At 60.8% G+C, this 21,808-nt stretch carries 19 protein-coding genes and 3 pseudogenes; 15 read left to right on the forward strand and 7 right to left on the reverse strand.

Annotated elements, in window-relative coordinates; translation table 11 throughout:
* Positions 1-84: 84 nt before the first annotated feature.
* Positions 85-1,581 (forward strand): helix-turn-helix transcriptional regulator, encoded by a 1,497-nt coding sequence (locus LRS56_15675; protein WDU60360.1) that lies wholly within the window; start codon positions 85-87, stop codon positions 1,579-1,581.
* Positions 1,582-1,712: 131 nt separating this feature from the next.
* Positions 1,713-1,985, forward strand: a complete 273-nt coding sequence (locus LRS56_15680) for a DUF1652 domain-containing protein (protein WDU60361.1) — start codon at positions 1,713-1,715, stop codon at positions 1,983-1,985.
* Here the strand turns inward: LRS56_15680 and LRS56_15685 are convergent.
* A complete protein-coding gene (locus tag LRS56_15685; GenBank protein WDU60362.1) occupies positions 1,948-3,141 on the reverse strand; it encodes an MFS transporter in 1,194 nt (397 codons plus the stop codon). The genes LRS56_15680 and LRS56_15685 overlap by 38 nt on opposite strands.
* A gap of 77 nt (positions 3,142-3,218) precedes the next feature.
* Positions 3,219-3,527: an RcnB family protein gene (locus LRS56_15690; protein WDU60363.1), complete on the reverse strand. Its 309-nt coding sequence runs from the start codon at positions 3,525-3,527 to the stop codon at positions 3,219-3,221.
* A gap of 125 nt (positions 3,528-3,652) precedes the next feature.
* Here LRS56_15690 and LRS56_15695 point away from each other — a divergent pair, with 125 nt between their 5' ends.
* From LRS56_15695 to LRS56_15705, 3 genes and pseudogenes are all read left to right on the forward strand, one after another.
* A complete protein-coding gene (locus tag LRS56_15695; GenBank protein WDU60364.1) occupies positions 3,653-4,210 on the forward strand; it encodes an XRE family transcriptional regulator in 558 nt (185 codons plus the stop codon).
* A gap of 143 nt (positions 4,211-4,353) precedes the next feature.
* Positions 4,354-5,567, forward strand: a pseudogene (locus LRS56_15700) (glutamine synthetase family protein).
* A 16-nt stretch (positions 5,568-5,583) separates the two neighbouring features.
* The gene (locus tag LRS56_15705; GenBank protein ID WDU60365.1) at positions 5,584-6,681 is read left to right on the forward strand and encodes a DNA alkylation repair protein; all 1,098 of its coding nucleotides are present in this window, start codon (positions 5,584-5,586) and stop codon (positions 6,679-6,681) included.
* Between the two features lie 132 nt (positions 6,682-6,813).
* On the opposite strand, the gene LRS56_15710 is transcribed toward LRS56_15705, so the two are convergent.
* Complete coding sequence (locus LRS56_15710) at positions 6,814-7,707, reverse strand: LysR family transcriptional regulator (protein WDU60366.1); 894 nt, start codon at positions 7,705-7,707, stop codon at positions 6,814-6,816.
* 195 nt (positions 7,708-7,902) lie between these two features.
* Here LRS56_15710 and LRS56_15715 point away from each other — a divergent pair, with 195 nt between their 5' ends.
* From LRS56_15715 to LRS56_15735, 5 genes and pseudogenes are all read left to right on the forward strand, one after another.
* A complete protein-coding gene (locus LRS56_15715; GenBank protein ID WDU60367.1) occupies positions 7,903-9,549 on the forward strand; it encodes a GMC family oxidoreductase N-terminal domain-containing protein in 1,647 nt (548 codons plus the stop codon).
* Positions 9,550-9,614: 65 nt separating this feature from the next.
* Positions 9,615-11,237: an MFS transporter gene (locus LRS56_15720; GenBank protein ID WDU60368.1), complete on the forward strand. Its 1,623-nt coding sequence runs from the start codon at positions 9,615-9,617 to the stop codon at positions 11,235-11,237.
* Between the two features lie 179 nt (positions 11,238-11,416).
* Positions 11,417-13,367: pseudogene (locus LRS56_15725) on the forward strand (DNA topoisomerase III).
* Positions 13,368-13,499: 132 nt separating this feature from the next.
* A complete protein-coding gene (locus tag LRS56_15730) occupies positions 13,500-13,940 on the forward strand; it encodes a CBS domain-containing protein (protein WDU60369.1) in 441 nt (146 codons plus the stop codon).
* Positions 13,941-13,948: 8 nt separating this feature from the next.
* Positions 13,949-14,794, forward strand: coding sequence for an NAD-dependent protein deacetylase (locus tag LRS56_15735; protein ID WDU60370.1), 846 nt, complete (start codon positions 13,949-13,951; stop codon positions 14,792-14,794).
* A gap of 12 nt (positions 14,795-14,806) precedes the next feature.
* Here LRS56_15735 and LRS56_15740 read toward each other — a convergent pair whose 3' ends face one another.
* Positions 14,807-15,121 carry a hypothetical protein gene (locus tag LRS56_15740; GenBank protein ID WDU60371.1) on the reverse strand — a complete coding sequence of 105 codons (315 nt, stop codon included), beginning with the start codon at positions 15,119-15,121 and terminating at the stop codon, positions 14,807-14,809.
* A 335-nt stretch (positions 15,122-15,456) separates the two neighbouring features.
* On the opposite strand from LRS56_15740, the gene LRS56_15745 reads away from it, so the two are divergent.
* Positions 15,457-15,786 carry a hypothetical protein gene (locus LRS56_15745; GenBank protein WDU60372.1) on the forward strand — a complete coding sequence of 110 codons (330 nt, stop codon included), beginning with the start codon at positions 15,457-15,459 and terminating at the stop codon, positions 15,784-15,786.
* A 120-nt stretch (positions 15,787-15,906) separates the two neighbouring features.
* On the opposite strand, the gene LRS56_15750 is transcribed toward LRS56_15745, so the two are convergent.
* Positions 15,907-16,809 carry a LysR substrate-binding domain-containing protein gene (locus LRS56_15750; protein ID WDU60373.1) on the reverse strand — a complete coding sequence of 301 codons (903 nt, stop codon included), beginning with the start codon at positions 16,807-16,809 and terminating at the stop codon, positions 15,907-15,909.
* Positions 16,810-16,942: 133 nt separating this feature from the next.
* Between LRS56_15750 and LRS56_15755 the strand changes: the two genes are divergently transcribed.
* The 3 genes from LRS56_15755 to LRS56_15765 are packed head-to-tail and all read left to right on the forward strand — an operon-like array spanning position 16,943 to position 19,525.
* On the forward strand, positions 16,943-17,641 hold the full coding sequence (locus tag LRS56_15755; protein ID WDU60374.1) for a CoA transferase subunit A: 699 nt from the start codon (positions 16,943-16,945) through the stop codon (positions 17,639-17,641).
* A gap of 31 nt (positions 17,642-17,672) precedes the next feature.
* Positions 17,673-18,332: a CoA transferase subunit B gene (locus tag LRS56_15760; protein ID WDU60375.1), complete on the forward strand. Its 660-nt coding sequence runs from the start codon at positions 17,673-17,675 to the stop codon at positions 18,330-18,332.
* A gap of 11 nt (positions 18,333-18,343) precedes the next feature.
* Complete coding sequence (locus LRS56_15765; protein WDU60376.1) at positions 18,344-19,525, forward strand: acetyl-CoA C-acetyltransferase; 1,182 nt, start codon at positions 18,344-18,346, stop codon at positions 19,523-19,525.
* A 71-nt stretch (positions 19,526-19,596) separates the two neighbouring features.
* Here the strand turns inward: LRS56_15765 and LRS56_15770 are convergent, their stop codons facing one another.
* Complete coding sequence (locus tag LRS56_15770; GenBank protein WDU60377.1) at positions 19,597-20,013, reverse strand: PaaI family thioesterase; 417 nt, start codon at positions 20,011-20,013, stop codon at positions 19,597-19,599.
* A 165-nt stretch (positions 20,014-20,178) separates the two neighbouring features.
* Between LRS56_15770 and LRS56_15775 the strand changes: the two are divergent.
* Positions 20,179-20,376: pseudogene (locus LRS56_15775) on the forward strand (hypothetical protein).
* Positions 20,377-20,454: 78 nt separating this feature from the next.
* Here the strand turns inward: LRS56_15775 and LRS56_15780 are convergent.
* The gene (locus tag LRS56_15780; GenBank protein WDU60378.1) at positions 20,455-21,540 is read right to left on the reverse strand and encodes a DUF1615 domain-containing protein; all 1,086 of its coding nucleotides are present in this window, start codon (positions 21,538-21,540) and stop codon (positions 20,455-20,457) included.
* Positions 21,541-21,808 lie beyond the last annotated feature (268 nt).

Raw genomic sequence — 21,808 nt, forward strand, 5'->3', positions numbered from 1 at the left:
TCGCACTGCCCTCTGTGCAATTTCTTTGCACTATCCTGAGCCCTGTCTGTCGTAGGCTTAATGCACCTTTTTCCGGGAGAAACCATGAGCCAGGACGTCCTCGCAAAAGAAACCAACCGCCGCCAGTTGCAGCAGATCATCTCTGGGCTGTCCGACGGGATCATCCTCGCCGAGGTCGACCAGACTATTCTCTGGGCCAACGAAGCCGCACTGACCATGCACGGCGTGGAGGACGTCGCGGCACTGGGCGCCAATACGCAGGAATACGCCGAACGCTTCGCCCTGCGCTACCGCAACAATCACCCTTTGCCGCTGGAGAACTACCCCCTGGCCCGCGCGGCAGCGGGTGATGAATTCAGTGATGTGGTGGTAGAGGTCACACCCACAGCCGACGCCGACAAAACCTGGGTGCATCGCCTGCGCAGCCTGGTGATCAGCGACTCCCAGGGTGAGCCCGAATTGCTGGTGCTGATCCTCAGCGACGCCACCGAGTGGGCCAGCGCTGAGCAGCGTTTCGAAAAGACCTTCAACGCCAACCCGGCGCCTGCGGTGATCTGCCGTTTGAGCGACTTGCGCTATATCAAAGTGAACCAGGGCTTCCTCGAAATGACCGGCTACAACCGCGACCAGGTCATCGGCCGCTCGGTGTATGAACTGGACGTGCTGGAACAGGCTGAGCGCAAAGACCTGGCCATCCAGCGCCTGGGCGAAGGCGCGACCATCCCGCAGATGCAAGCCGAGCTGCGCCTGCCCGAAGGCGGCAGCAAACTGGTGATCGTTGCCGGCCAGCCGCTGGACATGAACGAGGAAGACTGCATGCTGTTTTCCTTCACCGATCTGGAGCCACGGCGCAAGGCCGAGATCGCTCTGCGCCAGAGTGAGGAGCGGTTCGCCAAATCGTTCCGTCTGACGCCGGTGCCGACCCTGGTGTGCAGTGCCGCCAACCGCCAGGTGGTGGATATCAACGAAGCGTTTATGAACATCACTGGCTATATCAGTGAGGAACTGATCGGTAAGGCCATCGAAGACATCAACTTCATCGACAGCCCCCAGGCGGGCGCCCAGTTATTTGCCACCCTGGAAAAGGCCGGCAATCTCGAAGGCCAGGACCTCAAAGTGCGTAAGAAAGGCAGCGAGGTGATCGACTGCGTGGTCTCCGCCGACACCGTGCTCATCCAGGACGTGCCCTGCTACCTGCTGGTGCTGATGAATATCACCGAACGCAAACGCTCGGAGCTGGAACTGGTCGCGGCAATCGAGGAAGTGATGCAGGATGCCTCGTGGTTCAGCCAGACCTTGATCGAAAAGCTGGCCAACGCCAAGAGCGTCAACAGCCCCAACCTGCCGAACGTGGCCTTCACCGACCTGACTGCCCGCGAGCGCGATGTGCTGGGGTTGATTTGCGAGGGCCTGGCCGACAAGGAGATCGCCTCGCGCCTTAAACTGGCACCCAATACCGTGCGCAACCACGTCGCCACGGTGTACTCCAAACTGGGGGTGCATAGCCGCAGTGCCGCTATCGTGTGGGCCCGTGAACGCGGGCTGTTTGCCGGTGAACTGCGGGTAAAAAACACCCGATAAAAGTACAAATGCACTAGTGCGGCTAGTGCGAATTCGCCTTATGGCGCGTAGGCGTAATCCTTAACCTTCAAGGGGTGAGTACAGGGCCTTGAACCTGTGCCGTCGAGTAACGACACCTTGAAGGAACCCACATGTTTACGCTCTCTCAACTGCGAAATTGCATCGAAGAAGGCCTGGCGCCGCTGACGTGCGAGTTCACGCTGTGCCGCGACGCGTCGCTGACCCTCAAGGTCTATGACGCCGACACCGGCCGGGTGGACCTGGTGGTGACGGGGATCAGCACCAACCGGCTGCAGACCTCGCAGGAAGTGGACAAGATGGTGGAAGAACTGCGCTACGAGCTGCAAAGCAACAACATGGGCAAGCTCACGCTGGAAGACTTGCCTTCAACGACGAACCAATGAAATAGAACACCCCGCCCGCGACGATAAACGCCCCCAGCATGTAGAACATGTAGTGTGCCGGCAGGCTGGCCAACACCAGCCCGCACAACACCGGCCCCAGGGCGGCACCGAGGTTGGACAGGTTTTGCGCGCCGTAGTACATGCCCCGCAGGTGATCCGGGGCAATCCGGTCGATAAACATGTATTCGGCCGGAAACACGATAATTTCCCCCACGGTAAACACCGCCATCGCCAGCACCCACCACAGCACGCTGGTGGACAGCGCAAACCCGACCAGCCCCAACATAAACATACTCAAGCCAAAGATCAGCCACTGGCTCAGGTGACGGTGGGAGATGCGTCGGCCAATCACATATTGCAAGGCGATGACCAACACCGCGTTGGTGGTAAGCACGGCACTGATCACGGTGTAGGTGTATTCCGCGCTGGTGGTAGTCACCAGGTATTGCGACAGGTAGGCGGTGAACTGGCCGAAGACCACGGCGCTGAGCAAACCACCGAGGGTGAAGCACACCAGGCGATGGTCGCGTAACAACACGCGGCCAACAGCGAGGAACGACACCGGCTTTTGCGCGGGCTCGGCGGTGGCCAGCGTGCGATCGCCCCAACGCCAGTACAGCAGGAAAAACCCCGCCCCCAGCAGCGCCGATAAAATAAACGGCAGGCTGATATCCAGCTTGGCCACCATCGCGCCAAAAAATGGCCCCACCGCGTAACCGATGTTGGTCAGGGTGTACTTGATGGAAAACACTTCGCTGCGCGCATCCTCGGGCAGCAGGCTGGCAAAGCCGGCCTTGACCGCGATGTCAATCACCGCATACGCCAGGTTGATCAGGATCAGGCAGCTGTAGAACGCCCAGATATTCTGCGCGATGACCGTGCCGATAAAGCCCACTACAAACAGCATGCTCAAGCCCAGCAGCAGCCGATAACTGTTGATGCGGTCGACCAGAAAGCCGCCATACACACTAAGCAATGAACCGACGATCAGCGAACTGCCGATCACCAGGCCGACCTGGGTAATGTCCAGGGCGAAGTGGCTGGTGAGGTAAATAACGAGGTAGGGAAAGGTAATCGCCTTGGCCAGCGTGAGCATCAACGTGGCGCACAGCAACAGGTTCACGGTGCGGGGGTAGTTTCTTATTGTGGCAAGCATCCTGCTCTCTTTCTTTTGAAGGTAACGCGACAATCGAGGCCGGTTACCTTACCGCAAGAACAGGCAAAAAACGCGGGTCATTTCTTGACGGGAGTGATCTCAAGAATGGTGCCGTTAGTGGTCTTGAGCAGCACGAACTTGTCGCCCACCCGCGCCCATTGGCTGTCGGCTTCAGGCTGCTTGAGGCCGCGCTTTTTCCAGTCGCTGACGGCCGATTCCTTGCGCATCAGCATGTCCGGGGCACGGTCGCCCTCTTTCAGATCGCGGGTGTTGATACTCGAAGGCTTCACGGTTTCCTGCGGAGTGTCACCGGCCTGTGCGACAAAGCTGGCGGTGGACAGGCTGGCGGCGACCAACAGGCAGGCGGCTAGGGTTTTGGACTTCATGGGTGCTCCTTCAATGAATGATGCGTACCCAGGTTCCGACCGCAGCGCTGAGGAATCATTCAGCCGCGCTTGCTGGCATGAAATAAATCCTGTAATTTTTCATGAAATTATTCGACATAAATTTCATGAACCAGCAAGAAGAACTTGAAGCCCTCGCGATCCTGATCCACGACCTGCGCAAGCACAAGAAGCTTACCCTCGCCCAGCTGGCGCAAAAGATCGAGCGTTCGGTGGGTTTCCTGTCCCAGGTGGAGCGCGGCCTGTCGCGCCCGACCGTGGCGGACCTGACCGCCATCAGCCATGCCCTCGATGTGCCCACCACGTATTTCTACAGCCTGCCCAAACCCAAGGCCGTGGCGTGGGTGACCCGCCCCAACGAGCGGCGCACGGTGTACTACGCCAATGGCATCACCGACATTCTGGTCTCGCCGAGTATGAACGGCGCGTTTTCGATGCTCGACAGCCTGTTGGCGCCCGGCGCCAGCAGTGGCGGGCAAACCATGAGCGACCGCGCCGAACAGGCCGGTTTTGTGCTGGAGGGTGAGCTGACGCTGTGGGTTGAGGACGAAGCTGAGCCGGTCACCCTGGGCCCCGGTGACAGCTTCCACCTGGGCAGTTTCGCCCATTGTCGCTACGCCAACTTGACCGACCTGCCCGCCCGCGTGCTGTGGGTTTACAACTAGGAGCAACACCTGTGAAAAGCCAACCTTCCACGTTGCTGGCCGAAGTCCGGACCTTTCGCCAGAACCACCCCGACGTGCGTTATGTGGACCTGATCGCCCTGGACATTCCCGGGCATTTCTACGGCAAGCGCTACCCGGTAGACATGCTCGAAAAAGTCGCCGCCGGCAGCCCCCTGAAGCTGCCGCAAAACGCCGTGCTGCTGGGGGCTCAAGGTGGGTTGTTCAAGATTGGTGATTACTGCTTCCACGACGGTGACCCGGACGCCAACCGCCGCCTGGTGCCGGGCACGCTTAAACCGGTGAGCTGGGAATCACAGCCTTTGGGGCAGATACTGATCACCTCGGACGGCACCGACGCGCCCATCGAGTTCGAACCCCGCGAAGTCCTGGCCAGGGTGTTGGAGCGCCTGCACCACAAAGGCATCCACCCGGTGGTGGCGTTTGAACTGGAGTTCTACTTATTCGACAAAAAACTCGACAACGGCCTGCCGCAATTCGCCCGCGACCCGCTGAGCGATGACGCCGACGACCAGCCCACCCTGCATATCGACCGGCTGTCGCGCTTCAGTGAGGTGCTGGACGATATGGCGCAAACCGCCAAGGCCCAGGGCATCGACATTACGGTGATCACCGCTGAACTCGGCCCCGGCCAGTTCGAGATCAATTTTGGCCACCTCGACGACGGCCTGCGCGCCGCCGACTGGGCCGCCCTGTTTTGCCGCAGCACCCGCGGCGTGGCACTGAAACACGGCTATCGCGCCAGTTTCATGGCCAAGCCTTACCTGCAATTTCCCGGCAGCGGCATGCATGTGCATGTCAGCCTGTATGACGGCGCGGGCAATAACCTGCTGGCGGCCCATCAACAGCAACCCCTGCGCCATGCGGTGGCCGGCTGCCTGGAGCTGCTGGCGCACTGCATGCCGATCTTCGCGCCCAACCACAATGCCTTGCGCCGCCTGGGCGGCACGGTAAACGCCGCGACCCGCGCCAGCTGGGGCTTTGAAGACCGCGATGCGTGCGTGCGCATCCCTGAGTCCGACCCGCGCAACCTGCGCATCGAACACCGCCTGGCCAGCGCCGATGCCAACCCCTACCTGGTGCTGGCGGCGATCCTGGCCGGGCTTGAGCATGGGCTTGAAGCCCAGCGCGAACCCATCGCGCCGCTGAACGAGGACCGCAACAGCGGCGCCGACTTCCCCTGGAAATGCTCGAGGCGGTGCGCGCCATGCAGCATCAGCCGGTAGTGCGCGATAAGCTGGGTGCCGAGTTTGTCGACGTCTACTGCGAAAACAAACGCCAGGACCACTTGGCCTTTCAACACGAGATCAATGCGCGCGAATATCGCTGGTTTCTCTAACCTTTTTGGAGCATCGATGACCGAGCAAAGCGCCCCCGCCCTCAAGGAAATCTTCAACCTGGAACGCCTGCAACACATCGCCGCCGAAATGCGCGCGGTGTACCCGGCGTTCGACACCAAGGGGTTCCTCAAGCACGCCACGGCAGGGCTTGCCGAGCTGTCGGTGATGCAACGCATGGCGCGGGTCAGCGAGAGCCTGCACGCGGTGATTGCGCTGGATTATCCGCAGACCCTCAAGCTGCTTTACGCGCTGGCCCCGCGCCTGAACAGCGGGTTTGTCAGCCTGTTCCTGCCGCACTATGTGGCGAGTTACGGCCGGGATGACTTCAAGCGTTCCATGGCGGCGCTCAAATATTTCACCGCCTTTGGCTCCGCCGAATTCGCCATCCGCCACTTCCTGCTGCACGACTTCAAACGCACCCTGGCGGTGCTCCAGGCATGGTCGCTGGATGCCAACGAACACGTGCGCCGCCTCGCCAGCGAGGGCTCGCGGCCGCGCCTGCCCTGGTCGTTTCGCTTGGCCGAAGTACAGGCCAATCCGCAGCTGTGCGCTTCGATCCTCGACAACCTCAAGGCCGACAGCAGCCTGTATGTACGCAAGTCCGTGGCCAATCACCTCAATGACATCACCAAGGACCACCCCGACTGGGTGCTCAGCCTGATCGAAGGCTGGAACCTGGACAACCCCCACACCGCCTGGATTGCCCGCCACGCGCTGCGCAGCCTGATCAAGCAAGGCAACACCCGAGCGCTGACGATCATGGGCGCGGGCGCCAGGGCCGAGGTGAGGATCGGTGCGCTGAGCGTCACCCCGGCAGTGATCAGCCTGGGCGAGCGGATCAACCTGTCATTCACCCTGCAATCCACCGCCGACACCGCGCAGAAGCTGGTGGTGGACTACGCCATCGACTACGTGAAAAGCGCCGGGCACAGCGCGAGCAAGGTGTTCAAGCTCAAGGCATTTACCCTGGGTGCGGGTGAGCAGCAACGCATCAGCCGCGAGCAACATATTCGTGAACTGACGACGCGCAAGCACTATCCGGGCAAGCATGCGGTGCATGTGTTGGTGAATGGGGAGCGGTTGGGCAGTGCGGCGTTTGAATTGCGCGATTGACGATAATAGTCATCGCACCCCGATCAGCTGTGGGAGCTGGCTTGCCTGCGATAGCGGTGTATCAACAGCAAATGTTTGGCTGACATTGCGCTATCGCAGGCAAGCCAGCTCCCACATTTTGATCCGGTGTCTTCAGGTGGACTCCCCCAGCAACAACCCCTGCTCCCGCGCGCACAACTCCACCACGTAATCCCACAACACCCGCAGCCGCACCGAGCTTGTGCAGTTCCCTGCGCGAGCTGATCCAGTAGCTGCGCTGTATCCCTCCCCCGGCAGCAACGGCACCAGGTCCGGATCGCCCGAGGCCATGAAGCACGGCAACACGGCGATGCCCAACCCCGAGCGTGCAGCCTGGTGCTGGGCGATCACGCTGGTGCTGTGGAACACCACCTTGGGGTTGCGGCAGAAGCTGCTGAGGAATTTCAGTTCCTGGCTGAACAGCAGGTCGTCGACGTAATCGATCCATGAGTGGGCGGCGAGGTCTTCGCGCTTTTCGATTGGCGGGTTGCGCGCCAGGTAAGCGCGGCTGGCGTAGAGCGCGAGGCGATAGTCGGTGAGTTTGCGCGTGACGAGTTGGTCGACGCTGGGGCGTTCGAGGTGGATGCTGATTTCTGCTTCGCGGTTGAGGATGCTGACAAAGCGCGGCACGGCAAGCAGCTCCACTTCCAGCCCGGGATAGCGCTCGAACAGCCCACCCATGCGGCCGGCCAGGAACATCACACCTAACCCTTCGGCCACGCCGAGGCGGATCTTGCCCAGGGGCGCGGCGGTATGGGTGAGTTCGTCTTCGGCCAGCAGCGCGACGTTTTCCATGGCTTCGGCGTGTTTGAGCAAGGCTTCGCCGGACGGGGTCAACTCGTAGCCCTGGGCGTGCTGCACGAACAGCGCGGTGCCCAGGCTCTTTTCGATCGCCTCGATATGCCGCGCTACCGTGGCATGCGTGGTTTTCAGGCGCTGCGCGGCGGTGAGCAGGCGGCCGCTGCGCTGCAACTCGAGAAAAAACCGCAGATCATTCCAGTCGAACATATCGCCTCCCTCCCTTGGACAAAAATACCCGTGGCGAGCGGGCTTGCCACAACACGCTGACTCGCCACAGCAGTGCTCACCTTGATTTTTACCCAGTTGTTTAAAAACGCACAGCAGCTGGGTAAAAACTAACATTTTTAAGACGAAAACTAACAACTAGGATGGAGCCAATAAGAAAAACAAGCGAGACCTCAGATGCCCATTGCAGCTGCTGAATACGATTACGTGGTAGTAGGCGCCGGCCCCGCGGGCTGCCTGCTGGCCAATCGACTGTCCGCCAACCCCGCCCATCGCGTGCTGCTGCTCGAAGCCGGCGGCCGCGATAACTACCCCTGGATCCATATCCCCGTCGGCTACCTGTTCTGCATCGGTAACCCGCGCACCGACTGGTGCTTCAAGACCGAAGCCCAAGAGGGCCTGCAAGGCCGTGCGCTGAGTTATCCACGGGGCAAGGTGCTGGGCGGCTGCTCGTCGATCAACGGCATGATTTACATGCGCGGCCAGGCCCAGGATTACGACGGTTGGGCGGCCGAGGGCAATCCCGGCTGGGCCTGGAAAGACGTGCTGCCGTTATTCAAACAGAGCGAAAACCATTTTGCCGGCGGCTCGGAGTTCCACAGCGACGGCGGCGAATGGCGGGTTGAGCAACAACGCCTGCACTGGCCGATTCTGGATGCGTTCCGCGACGCAGCGGCGCAAAGCGGCATTGCGCCGATCAGTGATTTCAACCAGGGCGATAACGAAGGCTGCGGCTACTTCCAGGTCAACCAAAAGGCCGGGGTGCGCTGGAATGCGGCCAAGGCGTTTCTCAAGCCGGTCCGCCAGCGCCCCAATCTGACCGTGCTGACCGAGGTGGACGTCGACCGTGTGCTGCTGGAAAACGGCCGCGCGTCCCAGGTACTCGCACGTCAAAACGGCCAACAAGTCAGCTGGAAGGCGCGCAAGGAAATCATCTTGTGCGCAGGCTCCGTGGGTTCGCCGGGGATCCTGCAACGTTCGGGGATCGGCCCTTCCAGCGTGCTCAAGCCGTTGGGCATCGAAGTGCTGCATGAACTGCCCGGCGTCGGCGGCAACCTGCAGGACCACCTGCAACTGCGGCTGATCTACAAGCTGGAAAACGCCCGCACCCTGAACCAGATCGCCGGCACCGTGTGGGGCAAGATGGGCATGGGCCTGCGCTACCTGTATGACCGCAGCGGCCCGCTGTCGATGGCGCCCAGCCAGCTTGGCGCGTTTGCCCGCTCCGGCCCGGAACAGACCTCGGCCAACCTTGAATACCATGTACAGCCGCTGTCCCTGGAGCGCTTTGGCGAACCGCTGCACGCGTTCCCGGCGTTCACCGCGTCGGTCTGCGACCTGCGCCCACAAAGCCGTGGGCGCATTGATATTCGCTCGGCCAACCCGGCGGATGCACCGTTGATCCGGCCCAACTACTTAAGCCATCCGGAAGACTTGCGAGTGGCCGCCGATGCCATTCGCCTGACACGGCGGATCGTGGCTGCGCCGGCCCTCAGTCAGTTCAAGCCGGTGGAATACCTGCCGGGGGATGCGCTGCAGACCGAAGAGCAGTTGCACGAAGCCGCCGCACGGATCGGGACTACAATCTTCCATCCGGTGGGCACCTGCCGCATGGGCAGCGACAAGGACGCGGTGGTCGACGCGCAACTGCGCGTGCATGGCGTACCGGGGCTGCGCATCGCCGATGCCTCGGTCATGCCGCGCATCACCTCCGGCAATACCTGTTCACCCACGTTGATGATCGCGGAAAAAGCCGCGCAGATGATCCTTTCGCCGACCACAAGGAGTCTCGCCCCGGAGAAAGAACTGGTTCATGCAATCTGAATAGCGGCGCCGCACCTGGCGCCGACAGTGGAACAACAATAAATAATCACTGTGAGGGCTACCCGATGTCAGAACATGCTCAACCCCTGGGCTCGGCGGTTATCGCGAGTACCGGCAACGAATCAAGAAAGGTCATCTTCGCCTCCTCCCTGGGGACGGTGTTCGAGTGGTATGACTTTTTCCTCTACGGCGCCCTGGCGGCGGTGATCAGCAAACAGTTCTTTGCCGGGGTCAATGACACCACGGCGTTTATCTTTGCCTTGATGGCCTTTGCCGCAGGCTTTGTGGTGCGCCCGTTCGGCGCGCTGGTGTTCGGCCGCCTGGGCGACATGATCGGGCGCAAGTACACCTTTCTGGTCACTATCATCCTGATGGGCGTGGCCACATTCTGCGTCGGGCTGTTGCCGACCTACGCCAGCATCGGCATCGCAGCGCCGGTCATCCTGATCGTGCTGCGCATGCTGCAAGGTCTGGCGTTGGGCGGTGAGTACGGCGGCGCAGCCACCTACGTGGCCGAGCACGCGCCGACGGGCAAACGCGGCCTGCACACCAGCTGGATTCAATCCACCGCCACCCTCGGCCTGCTGCTGTCGTTGCTGGTGGTGCTGGCCTGCCGTTACTTCACCGGTGACCAGTTCGAGGTCTGGGGCTGGCGGATTCCGTTCCTGTTTTCGATTGTGCTGCTGGGTATTTCCACCTGGATTCGCATGAGCCTGCATGAGTCGCCGGCCTTCCTGAAAATGAAAGAGGAAGGCAAGACCAGCAAGGCGCCGATCCGCGAGTCCTTCGGCAAATGGGAAAACCTCAAGGTGGTGCTGATTGCGCTGTTCAGCATCAATGGCGGGCAAGCAGTAACGTTTTATGCGGCGCAGTTTTATGTGCTGTTCTTCCTCACGCAGTTCCTCAAGATGGACCCGGCACTGGCCAATATGCTGTTGATCATCAGCGTGGTGATCGGCGCGCCGTTCTTTATCCTGTTCGGCTGGCTGTCGGACAAGGTCGGCCGCAAGCCGGTGCTGATGCTGGGCTTGCTGCTGGCCACTGCGCTGTACTTCCCGATCTTCAAGGGCCTGGCGCACTACACCAACCCGGCGATGGACCAGGCCAGCCGCCAGGCACCGATCACGGTGCTGGCCGATCCGGCCACCTGCACCTTCCAGTTCGACCCGGTGGGCAAGGCGAAATTTGACAGCCCGTGCGACAAGGTCAAAACCTTCCTGGTCAAGCAGGGCCTGCCCTACAGCAGCGCCGCCGCCCCTGCGGGCAGCCCGGTGCAGGTGAGCGTAGGTGACGTACGCATCGACGGCTTTGATGAGAAAGCCCTGCGCGGCGCGGTGACCCTGGCCGGTTACCCGAGTTCGGCGGATGTGGCCCAGGTCAACAAAGTGATGGTGGTGGTGCTGATCGTGGTGCTGATCCTGATCGCCGCCATGTGCTACGGCCCGCTCGCGGCGTTGATGGTGGAGCTGTTCCCGACACGTATTCGCTACACCTCGATGTCGCTGCCCTACCACATCGGTAACGGCTGGTTCGGCGGGTTCCTGCCCACCGTGTCGTTTGCCTTGGTGGTGTACACCGGCGATATCTTCTATGGCTTGTGGTACCCGGTGGTAGTGACCGGCGTGAGCCTGATTGTCGGGTTGTTCTGCCTCAAAGAAACCCGGCATGTGGATATCAATAGCAACTGAAGCAGCTAAAAGCTGCAAGCTACAAGCTGCAAGCTGCAAGCTGCAAGTAAGAGCAGATTGCCTTCTACTTGTAGCGTGTAGCTTGTAACTTTAAGCTGTACATCCATACAGATAATGGTTGCTCAAATCCTTCTCACTGCGCATCCTGCAAGGCATCAACCCGATCTGATGTGATGACCATGCGACTGTACCTCTGTGAAAAACCCTCCCAGGCCAAGGATATCGCGGCCGTGCTCGGCGCCGGCCGGCGCGGCGACGGTTGCTGGCTGGGCAATGGGGTCACGGTCACCTGGTGCATCGGCCACCTGCTGGAAACTGCCCCGCCCGACGCCTACGACGCCAAGTACAAACGCTGGGTGCTGGCCGACCTGCCGATTGTCCCGGACAAATGGAAGATGCGGGTCAAGCCCAAGACCGCCAGCCAGTTCAAGGCGGTCAAGCGTTTGCTGGGGGAAGCCCAGGAGCTGGTGATCGCCACCGATGCCGACCGTGAAGGTGAAATGATTGCGCGTGAGCTGGTCGAGCATTGTCGTTATCGCGGGCCGATCCAGCGTTTGTGGCTGTCGGCACTGGATGACGCCTCCATTCGCAAGGCGCTGGCCGCACTCAAGCCGGGGGCCGAAACCTTCAGCCTGTATCACTCGGCCCTGGGTCGCTCGCGCGCCGACTGGCTGATCGGCATGAACATGAGCCGCCTGTTTACCCTGCTGGGGCGCCAATCCGGCTACTCGGGGCGTGTTGCCGGTGGGCCGGGTGCAAACCCCGACCCTGCGGCTGGTGGTCGACCGCGACCGCAGCATCGCCGACTTTGTGCCGGTGGCGTACTGGGCCATCGATGTCGACCTGCGCCACGAGCGCATGACCTTCACCGCCCAGTGGCGTGCGGCCGAAGATGCCTGTGACGACCAGGGCCGCTGCCTTAACCCGCAACTGGCCCGGGAGGCGGCCGACGCCATGAGCAATGTCGCCAGTGCGCGGCTGGTCAAGCTGCGCACCGAGCGCATGCGCGAGGTGGCGCCCCTGCCCTTCGACCTCGGCACGCTGCAGGAAATCTGCTCCAAGAAGCTGGGGCTCGGCGCCCAGGAAACCCTGGACATCGCCCAATCACTCTACGAGACCCACAAGGTCATCACCTACCCACGCAGCGATTGCGGCTACCTGCCGCTAAGCCAGCACAGTGATGCGCCGAAGATTCTGGCCGCACTCGGCCGTGCGGATGCGGCCGTGCACGAGCTGATGCCGCATATCGACCCTCTGCGCCGCTCGCGGGCCTGGAACGATGCCAAGGTCAGCGCGCACCACGGCATCATCCCTACGGGCGCGGGCAAGGATGTCGGGCAACTCACGGGCAAACACCGTGCGGTCTACACCCTGATTCGCGCACGTTACCTGGCGCAGTTCCTGCCCAACCATGAATACGATCGCACCCAGGCGGATTTCGACTGCGCGGGCCAAGCCTTGCGGGCGGTGGGCAAAGTGGTGATTGAGCCGGGCTGGAAACGCGCCTTGCCCGAGGCGCTGGCCCCCGCCAAAGGTCGAGAAGCACCAGCCCCGCAGGCTTTGCCGACGCTGGTGCAGGGCCAGGATTACGCGGTGGCCAAGGTCAATCTCAAAGACCTGTGGACCCAGCCGCCCAAGCCCTTCACCGAGGGGGACCTGATCAAGGCGATGAAAAACGTCGCCAAACTGGTGGAAGACCCGCTACTCAAGCAAAAGCTCAAGGACACCACCGGCATCGGCACTGAAGCCACCCGCGCCGGCATTATCCAGGGGTTGCTGGACCGGGGTTACCTGGTGAAAAACGGCAAAGCCCTGTCGGCCACCCCCGCAGCGTTCAGCCTGATCGACGCCGTGCCACGGGCGATTGCCGACCCCGGCACCACCGCAATCTGGGAGCAGGCACTGGACATGGTGCAAAGCGGTGAAATGAGCCTGGAAGAGTTTGTCGCCAAACAGGCGGCCTGGATGAGCAAGCAAGTGGCGCGCTGCAATGGCATGCGCATGACCATCACCGGGCCGGCCAGCCCCGCCGGCCGAGGTGCTACGCCATGGAAAAACAAACGCAAGGCCGCACCCCGCAAAGCAGCCGCCAGCCCCAAGCGGGCCAAAAAACCGACAAAGGTGGGGTAAACGTCAAAAAAATCCGGCGAATGACGTTTTTCGACGGGTTTAACGCCGCTTTGGACCTTGCCGCGCCGTAGCGCGTCTAGGATTCTGTAGGGGACTCGCTGACTTCCTAACAACAACACCGGAGTGGCCGCCATGAAAACCGTCGCACAAGTGCTCAAAGCCAAGGACCAGAAGAACCAGGACGTCCACACCATTCAATGGGATCACACCGTGTTTGAAGCGCTGGTGCGGATGTCCGAGAAAAACGTCGGCGCCTTGCCGGTCGTCAAGGAAGGCACAGTTGTCGGGATCATCAGCGAACGTGATTACGCACGCAAACTCATCCTCAAGGGCCTGTCGTCGGTCACCACACGGGTCGATGAGGTGATGAGCTCCCCTGTGATCACCGTCGATACTCATAAGTCTGTCGAAGAGTGCATGAACATCATGACCGACAGTCACCTGCGCCACTTGCCCGTGGTCGAAAATGGTCAACTGCTGGGCCTGCTGTCCATTGGCGACCTGGTGAAGGAAGCCATTGCCGAACAGGCTGACCTGATCAAGCAACTGGAGCAGTACATCCGCGGCGAATAGGGGAACCCATGCTCGATACGCTGGAACATCAAGAGGACCACCTCGACACCCTGCACCGGGCCATGGCTGAACGGCGCTTTCTGGTGTTGACCGGTGCGGGGATCAGCACGTCATCGGGCATCCCCGATTATCGCGACAGCGAAGGCGTGCGCCGGGGCAAGGCGCCGATGATGTACCAGGAGTTCCTGGCCACCCCGCAAGCACGACGCCGTTACTGGGCGCGGGCCATGCTGGGGTGGCCACGGGTGCGCATTGCACAGCCGAACAAGGCCCATCTGGCGCTGGCGACGCTGCAGCAACGCGGGCGTATCAGCGGGTTGATCACGCAAAACGTCGACACACTGCATGACCAGGCGGGCAGCCATGATGTGATCGAGCTGCACGGCAGCCTGCATCGCGTGCTGTGCCTGGATTGCCAGCTGCGCAGTACCCGCGACGTGATTCAGCGCCAGATGGAGGTCGACAACCCTTACCTGGCACAGGTTCATGCGGTACAGGCGCCCGACGGCGACACCTTGCTCGACCCGACGTTTGAAGAACACTTCCAGGTCCCCCACTGCCCCCATTGCGCGGGTGAGCGGCTGAAACCGGATGTGGTGTTTTTTGGCGAGAACGTCGCACCGGCGACTGCGGCCAGGGCGATGACCGCTGTAGAGCACGCAGAGGGCCTGCTGGTAGTGGGTTCATCACTGATGGCTTATTCGGCATTTCGCCTTTGCAAAGCGATGGTCGAACAGGGTAAGCCGGTGATCGCCATCAATCTCGGCAAGACCCGCGGGGATGAGCTGCTGCAGGTGAAGATCGAGGCATCGTGTGAGACGTTGTTGCCACTGCTAGTCGCACGATTAGGATAAAGAACACCGCCTCTATTGTGGCGAGCGGGCTTGCCCGCGTTGGGTTGCGAAGCAGCCCCAATAAGGCAGAACGCGGAGTGTCAGACATAACGCGGCGCCTGGTTTGGGGCCGCTGCGCGCGCCCGCGCGGGCAAGCCCGCTCGCCACAAAAGCCCGATCAACATCACTAGCCCGTTTGCCAAAAGTGCAGATTTCAACTCGAACCAAACCTTCAAAAAATGACGCCCAAGTCACGTTTTCCGGCATTTCCCCGCCCCCACTAGGATTTATGTAGTGCTTTAAAAAAATCACTACATAATCGTTGACGTATCCTTTTTGTCCTTGCATTATCGAGACGTCTCCCGGATCGGGAGCGTTGGTAACACGTGTTTTGAACAAGCTCGTCTGACCGCCGAGCTGTTTTTTCCGGATGTGCACTGCCCACAAGGCAGATTGATGAAGCTGACCGGCCCGCAAGGATCGGTACAAGGAGCTCAAACGCTGCTTGTCTTCGTTATGAAACCATTGCGTAGCAGTTCATCAGCAAAACTACATGCATCAGGTTCAAGACCCTGCCCGTATTCGGCAGACAGTCACTGACGCCCGGTTTTCCAAACCGGAGACAACTAAGCAGTTTTAACGGAATCAACTGATAGATCGCCAACTGGTCAAGGGGCTTACACATGAATCTGAACAACCAACCAACTATCGATGAATTGGCTGAGATGTTCGCAGCGCAGAAAGACACACTCGACGACCATATCCTGTGGATTGGTAAATCGGGCGAAGTGCAACTTGACTGCCTGGAGCCCAATACCGAAGAGGCTGAGTTCGATCGCAACCACCGTGAGCTGGCAGCGCGCCTGAAGGTGTACCGCCGCGGCCAGGGCTATGTCGGCAAGAAGGCGGCCGCCGATCGCAACTTTATCGAGCAGGTCTTCGATACACTTAATAATGCTTGGGCCTCTTTCAAAGACAGCTCGCAAGTTAAAGTGATCGATCGCTACTACTAAGAACCCCTCGTTCACTGTGGGAGCTGGCTTGCCAGCGATGACCGTTTAATATTCAACACTTAGGTTGAAGGTTAAATAGCTATCGCAGGCAAGCCAGCTCCCACACTTATTTGGGTGCGTTTAAAAAGTTGGAAAGCGCCCCTTCGCCGCTTCATCGCAAAAAATATCAAACAACACCTGCGCCGCCGCCGAGAGTTCATGCCCGGGTTTTGTCAGAACCCCAATCGGCCGTTCAATCACCGGATCATTCAAGGTGATGCAATGGGCGCCCGCCTCGATCATCTGCCGTGCGCACAACGCAGGTACGGCGCTGACGCCCAAGCCACTGGCGACCATCTTGCCCACCGTCGCCAGTTGATGGCTCTCCAGCGCTACCGGCAACTTCATCTGCAAGGTCCCCAGGTGCTCTTCCAGCATCACCCGTACCGTGGACGGCCGTTGCAAGGTGATGAACGGCTGCTCCAGCAGGGTTTTCCAATCGATCTCGGTACATTGCGCTAACGGTGAATCACCCGGCACGACAGCAATAAACCGGTCCAGATACAGCGGCGTAAAGGCCAGCGATGAACCTTCAGACGGCTCGAACGCAACGCCCAGTTCCACCTGCCGGTCGCGCACCATTTCCAGTACCTGCTCATTGATCAAGTCATGCACCGTCACATTCACTTGGGGGTAACGTGCGCGGAATATCTTCAGGATCGGCGGCAACAAGTTGCCCGCAAACGACGGCATCGCAGCCACCGTGACTCGGCCACGCTGCAGGGTGAAACGCTGGCGCAGTTCATCTTCGGCGTTGTCCCAATCCGCGATCAGCCGGCGCGCCAGCGGCAACAGCGATTCACCTTCCGGCGTTAGCGCGACGTTGCGTGTATTACGGCTGAACAAGCGCCCGCCCAGCCCTTCTTCCAACCCCTTGATAGTCAGGCTCAGTGCCGATTGTGAGAGGTGCAACCGCTCACAGGCAGCAGCAAAACTCAGGCTCTGGGCCACGGCGAGAAAGGCACGCATCTGTTTAACTGTCATGAGACTGCTCCGGACGGCGGGTCGACTATGCTGTTTTCTAAATCAATCAACCTTAAAAAACAACTTAACAAATCAATCCGTCGGCGCAACACTCAGGTCATTGGCTGGCCCACAAACAATAAAAGAGGTGCATATGGCAGGTTTCGATAAACGCGTGGCGTCCTACGAGGAAGCACTGGCAGGCCTGGAAGACGGCATGACCGTGCTCGCCGGTGGCTTTGGCCTGTGCGGCATCCCGGAAAACCTCATTGCCGAGATCAAGCGCAAAGGCACCCGCGAGCTGACCGTGGTATCCAATAACTGCGGCGTCGACGGTTTCGGCCTGGGCGTGTTGCTGGAAGAAAAGCAGATCCGCAAAGTGATCGCCTCCTACGTCGGTGAAAACGCCCTGTTCGAGAAGCAATTGCTCAGTGGCGAAATCGAGGTGGTGCTGACCCCCCAAGGCACCCTGGCCGAAAAAATGCGCGCAGGCGGTGCCGGCATTCCGGCCTTCTTCACCGCCACCGGCGTCGGCACCCCGGTCGCCGAAGGCAAGGAAACCCGCGAGTTCAACGGCCGCCCGTACCTGATGGAAGAGTCCATCACCGGCGACTTCGCCATCGTCAAAGGCTGGAAAGCCGACCACTTCGGCAACGTCATTTATCGCCACACCGCCCAGAACTTCAACCCGCTGGCCGCCACCGCCGGCAAGATCACGGTGGTCGAAGTCGAGGAAATCGTCGAACCGGGCGAGCTGGACCCGGCGCAGATCCACACCCCTGGCATCTACGTCGACCGGATCATCTGCGGCACCTTCGAGAAGCGCATCGAACAGCGCACCGTCCGCAAATAATCCGCCAGCCCAAATAATAAGGAGACAAATAATGGCTCTCACCCGCGAACAAATGGCTCAACGCGTCGCCCGCGAAATGCAGGACGGTTTTTACGTCAATCTGGGCATCGGCATCCCGACCCTGGTGGCCAACTACATCCCCGAGGGCATGGAAGTAATGCTGCAATCGGAAAACGGCCTGCTCGGCATGGGCCCGTTTCCTACCGAAGAAACCATCGATGCCGACATGATCAACGCCGGTAAACAAACCGTGACCGCACGTATCGGTGCGTCGATCTTCTCCTCCGCCGAATCCTTCGCGATGATTCGCGGCGGCCATGTCGACCTCACCGTACTTGGCGCCTTTGAAGTCGACGTCCACGGCAACATCGCCTCGTGGATGATCCCCGGCAAACTGGTCAAAGGCATGGGCGGCGCCATGGACTTGGTGGCCGGTGCGGAAAACATCATCGTGATCATGACCCACGCATCCAAGGACGGTGAGTCCAAGTTGCTCAGCCAATGCAACCTGCCACTGACCGGCGCCAACTGCATCAAGCGCGTGCTGACGGACCTGGCCTACCTGGAAATCGAAAATGGCGCTTTTGTCCTCAAGGAACGCGCACCTGGCGTCAGCGTTGAAGAGATTGTGAGCAAGACCGCCGGTAAACTGATTGTCCCGGACCACGTTCCAGAAATGCACTTCCAGTGAGGACAGATTCCATGCAAGACGTCGTGATTGTTGCTGCCACCCGCACCGCCGTGGGCAGCTTTCAAGGATCGCTGGCCAGTATCCCGGCACCGGAGCTGGGCGCGGCCGTGATCCGTCGCCTGCTGGAGCAGACCGGCCTGGACCCGGCCCTTGTGGACGAAGTGATCCTTGGTCAGGTACTCACCGCAGGCAGCGGCCAGAACCCGGCGCGCCAGGCGTCGATCCTCGCCGGCCTGCCCCACGCCGTGCCGAGCCTTACCCTGAACAAAGTCTGCGGCTCGGGCCTCAAGGCCCTGCACCTGGGCGCCCAGGCCATCCGTTGTGGCGACGCCGAGGTGATCATCGCCGGCGGCATGGAAAACATGAGCCTGGCGCCCTACGTATTGCCTGCTGCGCGCACCGGTTTGCGCATGGGCCACGCCAAGATGATCGACAGCATGATCACCGACGGTCTGTGGGATGCGTTCAACGACTACCACATGGGCATCACCGCCGAGAACCTGGTGGACAAGTACGGCATCAGCCGCGAAGCCCAGGACGCCTTCGCCGCCGCCTCGCAACAAAAAGCCACTGCAGCGATCGAAGCCGGGCGGTTTGTCGATGAGATCACGCCGATCCTGATTCCCCAGCGCAAAGGCGACCCGGTAGCCTTCGCCATAGATGAGCAACCACGGGCCGGCACCACCGCCGAGTCCCTGGCCAAGCTCAAGCCTGCGTTCAAGAAAGACGGCAGCGTCACCGCCGGCAACGCCTCCAGCCTCAACGACGGCGCAGCTGCGGTGCTGCTGATGAGTGCCGACAAGGCCAAAGCCCTCGGCCTGCCTGTGCTGGCGCGTATTGCCAGCTACGCCAATGCCGGCGTCGACCCGGCGATCATGGGCATCGGCCCGGTCTCGGCCACCCGCCGCTGCCTGGACAAAGCCGGCTGGAGCCTGGGCGACCTGGACCTGATCGAAGCCAACGAAGCCTTCGCCGCGCAATCGCTGGCGGTAGGCAAAGAGCTGGAATGGGATGCGGAGAAGGTCAACGTCAATGGCGGCGCCATCGCCATCGGCCACCCGATCGGCGCCTCAGGCTGCCGCGTGCTGGTAACCCTGCTGCATGAAATGATCAAGCGCGACGCCAAGAAAGGCTTGGCGACGCTGTGCATCGGTGGCGGCCAAGGCGTGGCCCTGGCGCTCGAACGCAGCTGATTCAAAGAGCAACATGGAAGAGGCCCGGTTCCACGAAAACCGGGCCTTTTCTTTTTGTGGGAGCTGCGTGACTAGTCACTGCGCGGCACCGCAAACACTGCATTCGCCCGCGCCACCACCTTCTCCCCCACCTGCAAACTCACCGTGGCAAACGCCATCTGCCGCCCGCGCTTGTGATGCTCCAGGCGCACCACAACCCACTCGCCCACTTGCACCGCCCCCAGGTAATCCAAGGTCATGCTCGCCGTAATCAGCGGCAGCGGCGGTTCGCTGGAGAACGCCATCGCATACCCCATGCCGACATCCGCCAGGGTCGCGAGTACACCACCATGCACGGTACCGCGCCCGTTGGCATGGCGATTATCGGCACGCAGGCCGATTTCCAGTTGCAGCCCCTCACCCCGGCAGTACGCCGGCCCCAGCAGATCAAGCAACGGACTGCTGCGGGGCAACGAAACAAAACCTTCCGGCACTGTGTGAGCAATCATGGCGAGTTCTTCCTTGGCGTAAGGCTTGAGGTGTACCCCAAGGCCCCCCGCAGCAACTATCACCATCAGCCACACAAATCCCCCACGATGCTTTGCGTTAATCCGCCAGACCCGCTTTAATCGCCGACACTCTCCCCCGCACACCTGAAGGAACTGCAATGCGCCAGCCGGATGTTCAGCAACCTGGGCGACAACCTGGTGAGCGGCACGGCAGATGCCCTGGAGCGCGCCAGCTATGTGTTGCCGTTTGTGATCCTGGCGTTTCCGGTGGTGTGGTTGTGGGTATGGCTGTGGCGCCGGTTTGTTGTGGCTGGCAGGCTTGCCCGCGTTGGGGGGAGAAGTGATACCTCAGGCCAGGTCTGATTCTGCTTTATTGGGGGCTGCTGCGCAGCCCAACGCGGGCAAGCCCGCTCGCCACAACAAGCGCGCTCGCCACAATGATCAGCGTTGCATGCAGCGCTGGTACCGCTCATCTACCCGCTTGGCAAACCAGGCCGTGGTCAGATTGCGCGTGATCTTCGGGCTTTTGAGCACGATTCCCGGCAGGATCGCCCGCGGCATCGGCTTGCCGGCGGCCTTGTCGGCCAAGGCAAACACGCGCTTGTAGAGGGTGGTGTCCTCAAAATCCAGCTGCTCGCCCTGCTCCAACTGGCTGCGGATGCTGGGGTTGCGCATATCCAGCTTCGAACCGAGGGAGCGCACCGCCAGCTCGGTGGTGCCCGGCAGCAGTGAGCCGTAGCGAATCAGGTCCCCATCCAGCGCCAATTCAGTCCCAGTCGCACGGCTGACGGCAGCCTGGAACGCAGCGTTGCGGCTGGCGTACCAACCGGCATTGAAGTCGGCAAAGCGATACAGCGGCTGGTCATAGTTCACCGGGTAGCCGAGCAAATGGGCGATACCGAAGTACATGCCGCCACGCCGGGTAAACACTTCGCGACGAATTGTGCCATCCACCGTGTAGGGATAACCCCGCGCCTGTTTCTGCGCAAAGTCGATGCTGACCTGCATCGGGCCTGCGGTGTGCACCGGGTTGAAGCCGCCAAACAAGGTATTGCCCAGGGGCACCACGCTGATGAAGTCATCGAAGATACCGCTGAGGTCTCTCTCCGTGCGTGCGGCATTCAGGCGATCGGCGTAGGACTTGCCGGTGGGCGAACGCAGTTGCAAGGCGCTGCGCACCACAAAGGCCGGCACATGCACCTTGCCGGCACGGCGCAGGATTTCATCCTGGGCAATCTTGCCCATATTCGGCACCGGTGGGTCGACCTGGTAAGTGGACTCTTGTTCGGTGACCGCCAGTACGGCGCAGATATTTTCGCTGCTGGGGTAGATTTTCTGGGTGTCGAAGGCGGTATAGATGTCCTGGGCCCAGCCGTTGCGGTCCGCTACCGTCGTCGGCAACAGGCGCACAATCTGCGCCTTCACCTCGGCTTCGCTGCGCTCCGGTTGCTGTGGGTTGCGCGTTGTAGAGCAGCCGGCCAGTACCAGCAAGGTGGTCAGGCACAGGATCAGACGGCTTGAGTACATGGGGCTTCCTTGGATGATGACGGGCCGGGCATTGCTGATATCGACAGGTAAGTCTAACCGGCGTTCGCCGAACGGCCGCACTCAGCCTATTGCTTGGGATTAAGAAGACAAAACTCATCGAAAAGTCCCACTCAACTGCCGGATAAGCACTACAGACCCCTCCTGAAAACCTCTGCAAAGTCCTCGCCTGATCACACAGTGCGAGGGATTGCAGATGGCGTTATTTGTAGGGGCCAAGTCTTGAACCCGGCCATTGGCAGGCTGGCCC

The sequence above is a fragment of the Pseudomonas poae genome (assembly GCA_028869255.1).
GTDB classification, from domain to species: Bacteria; Pseudomonadota; Gammaproteobacteria; order Pseudomonadales; family Pseudomonadaceae; genus Aquipseudomonas; species Aquipseudomonas poae_C.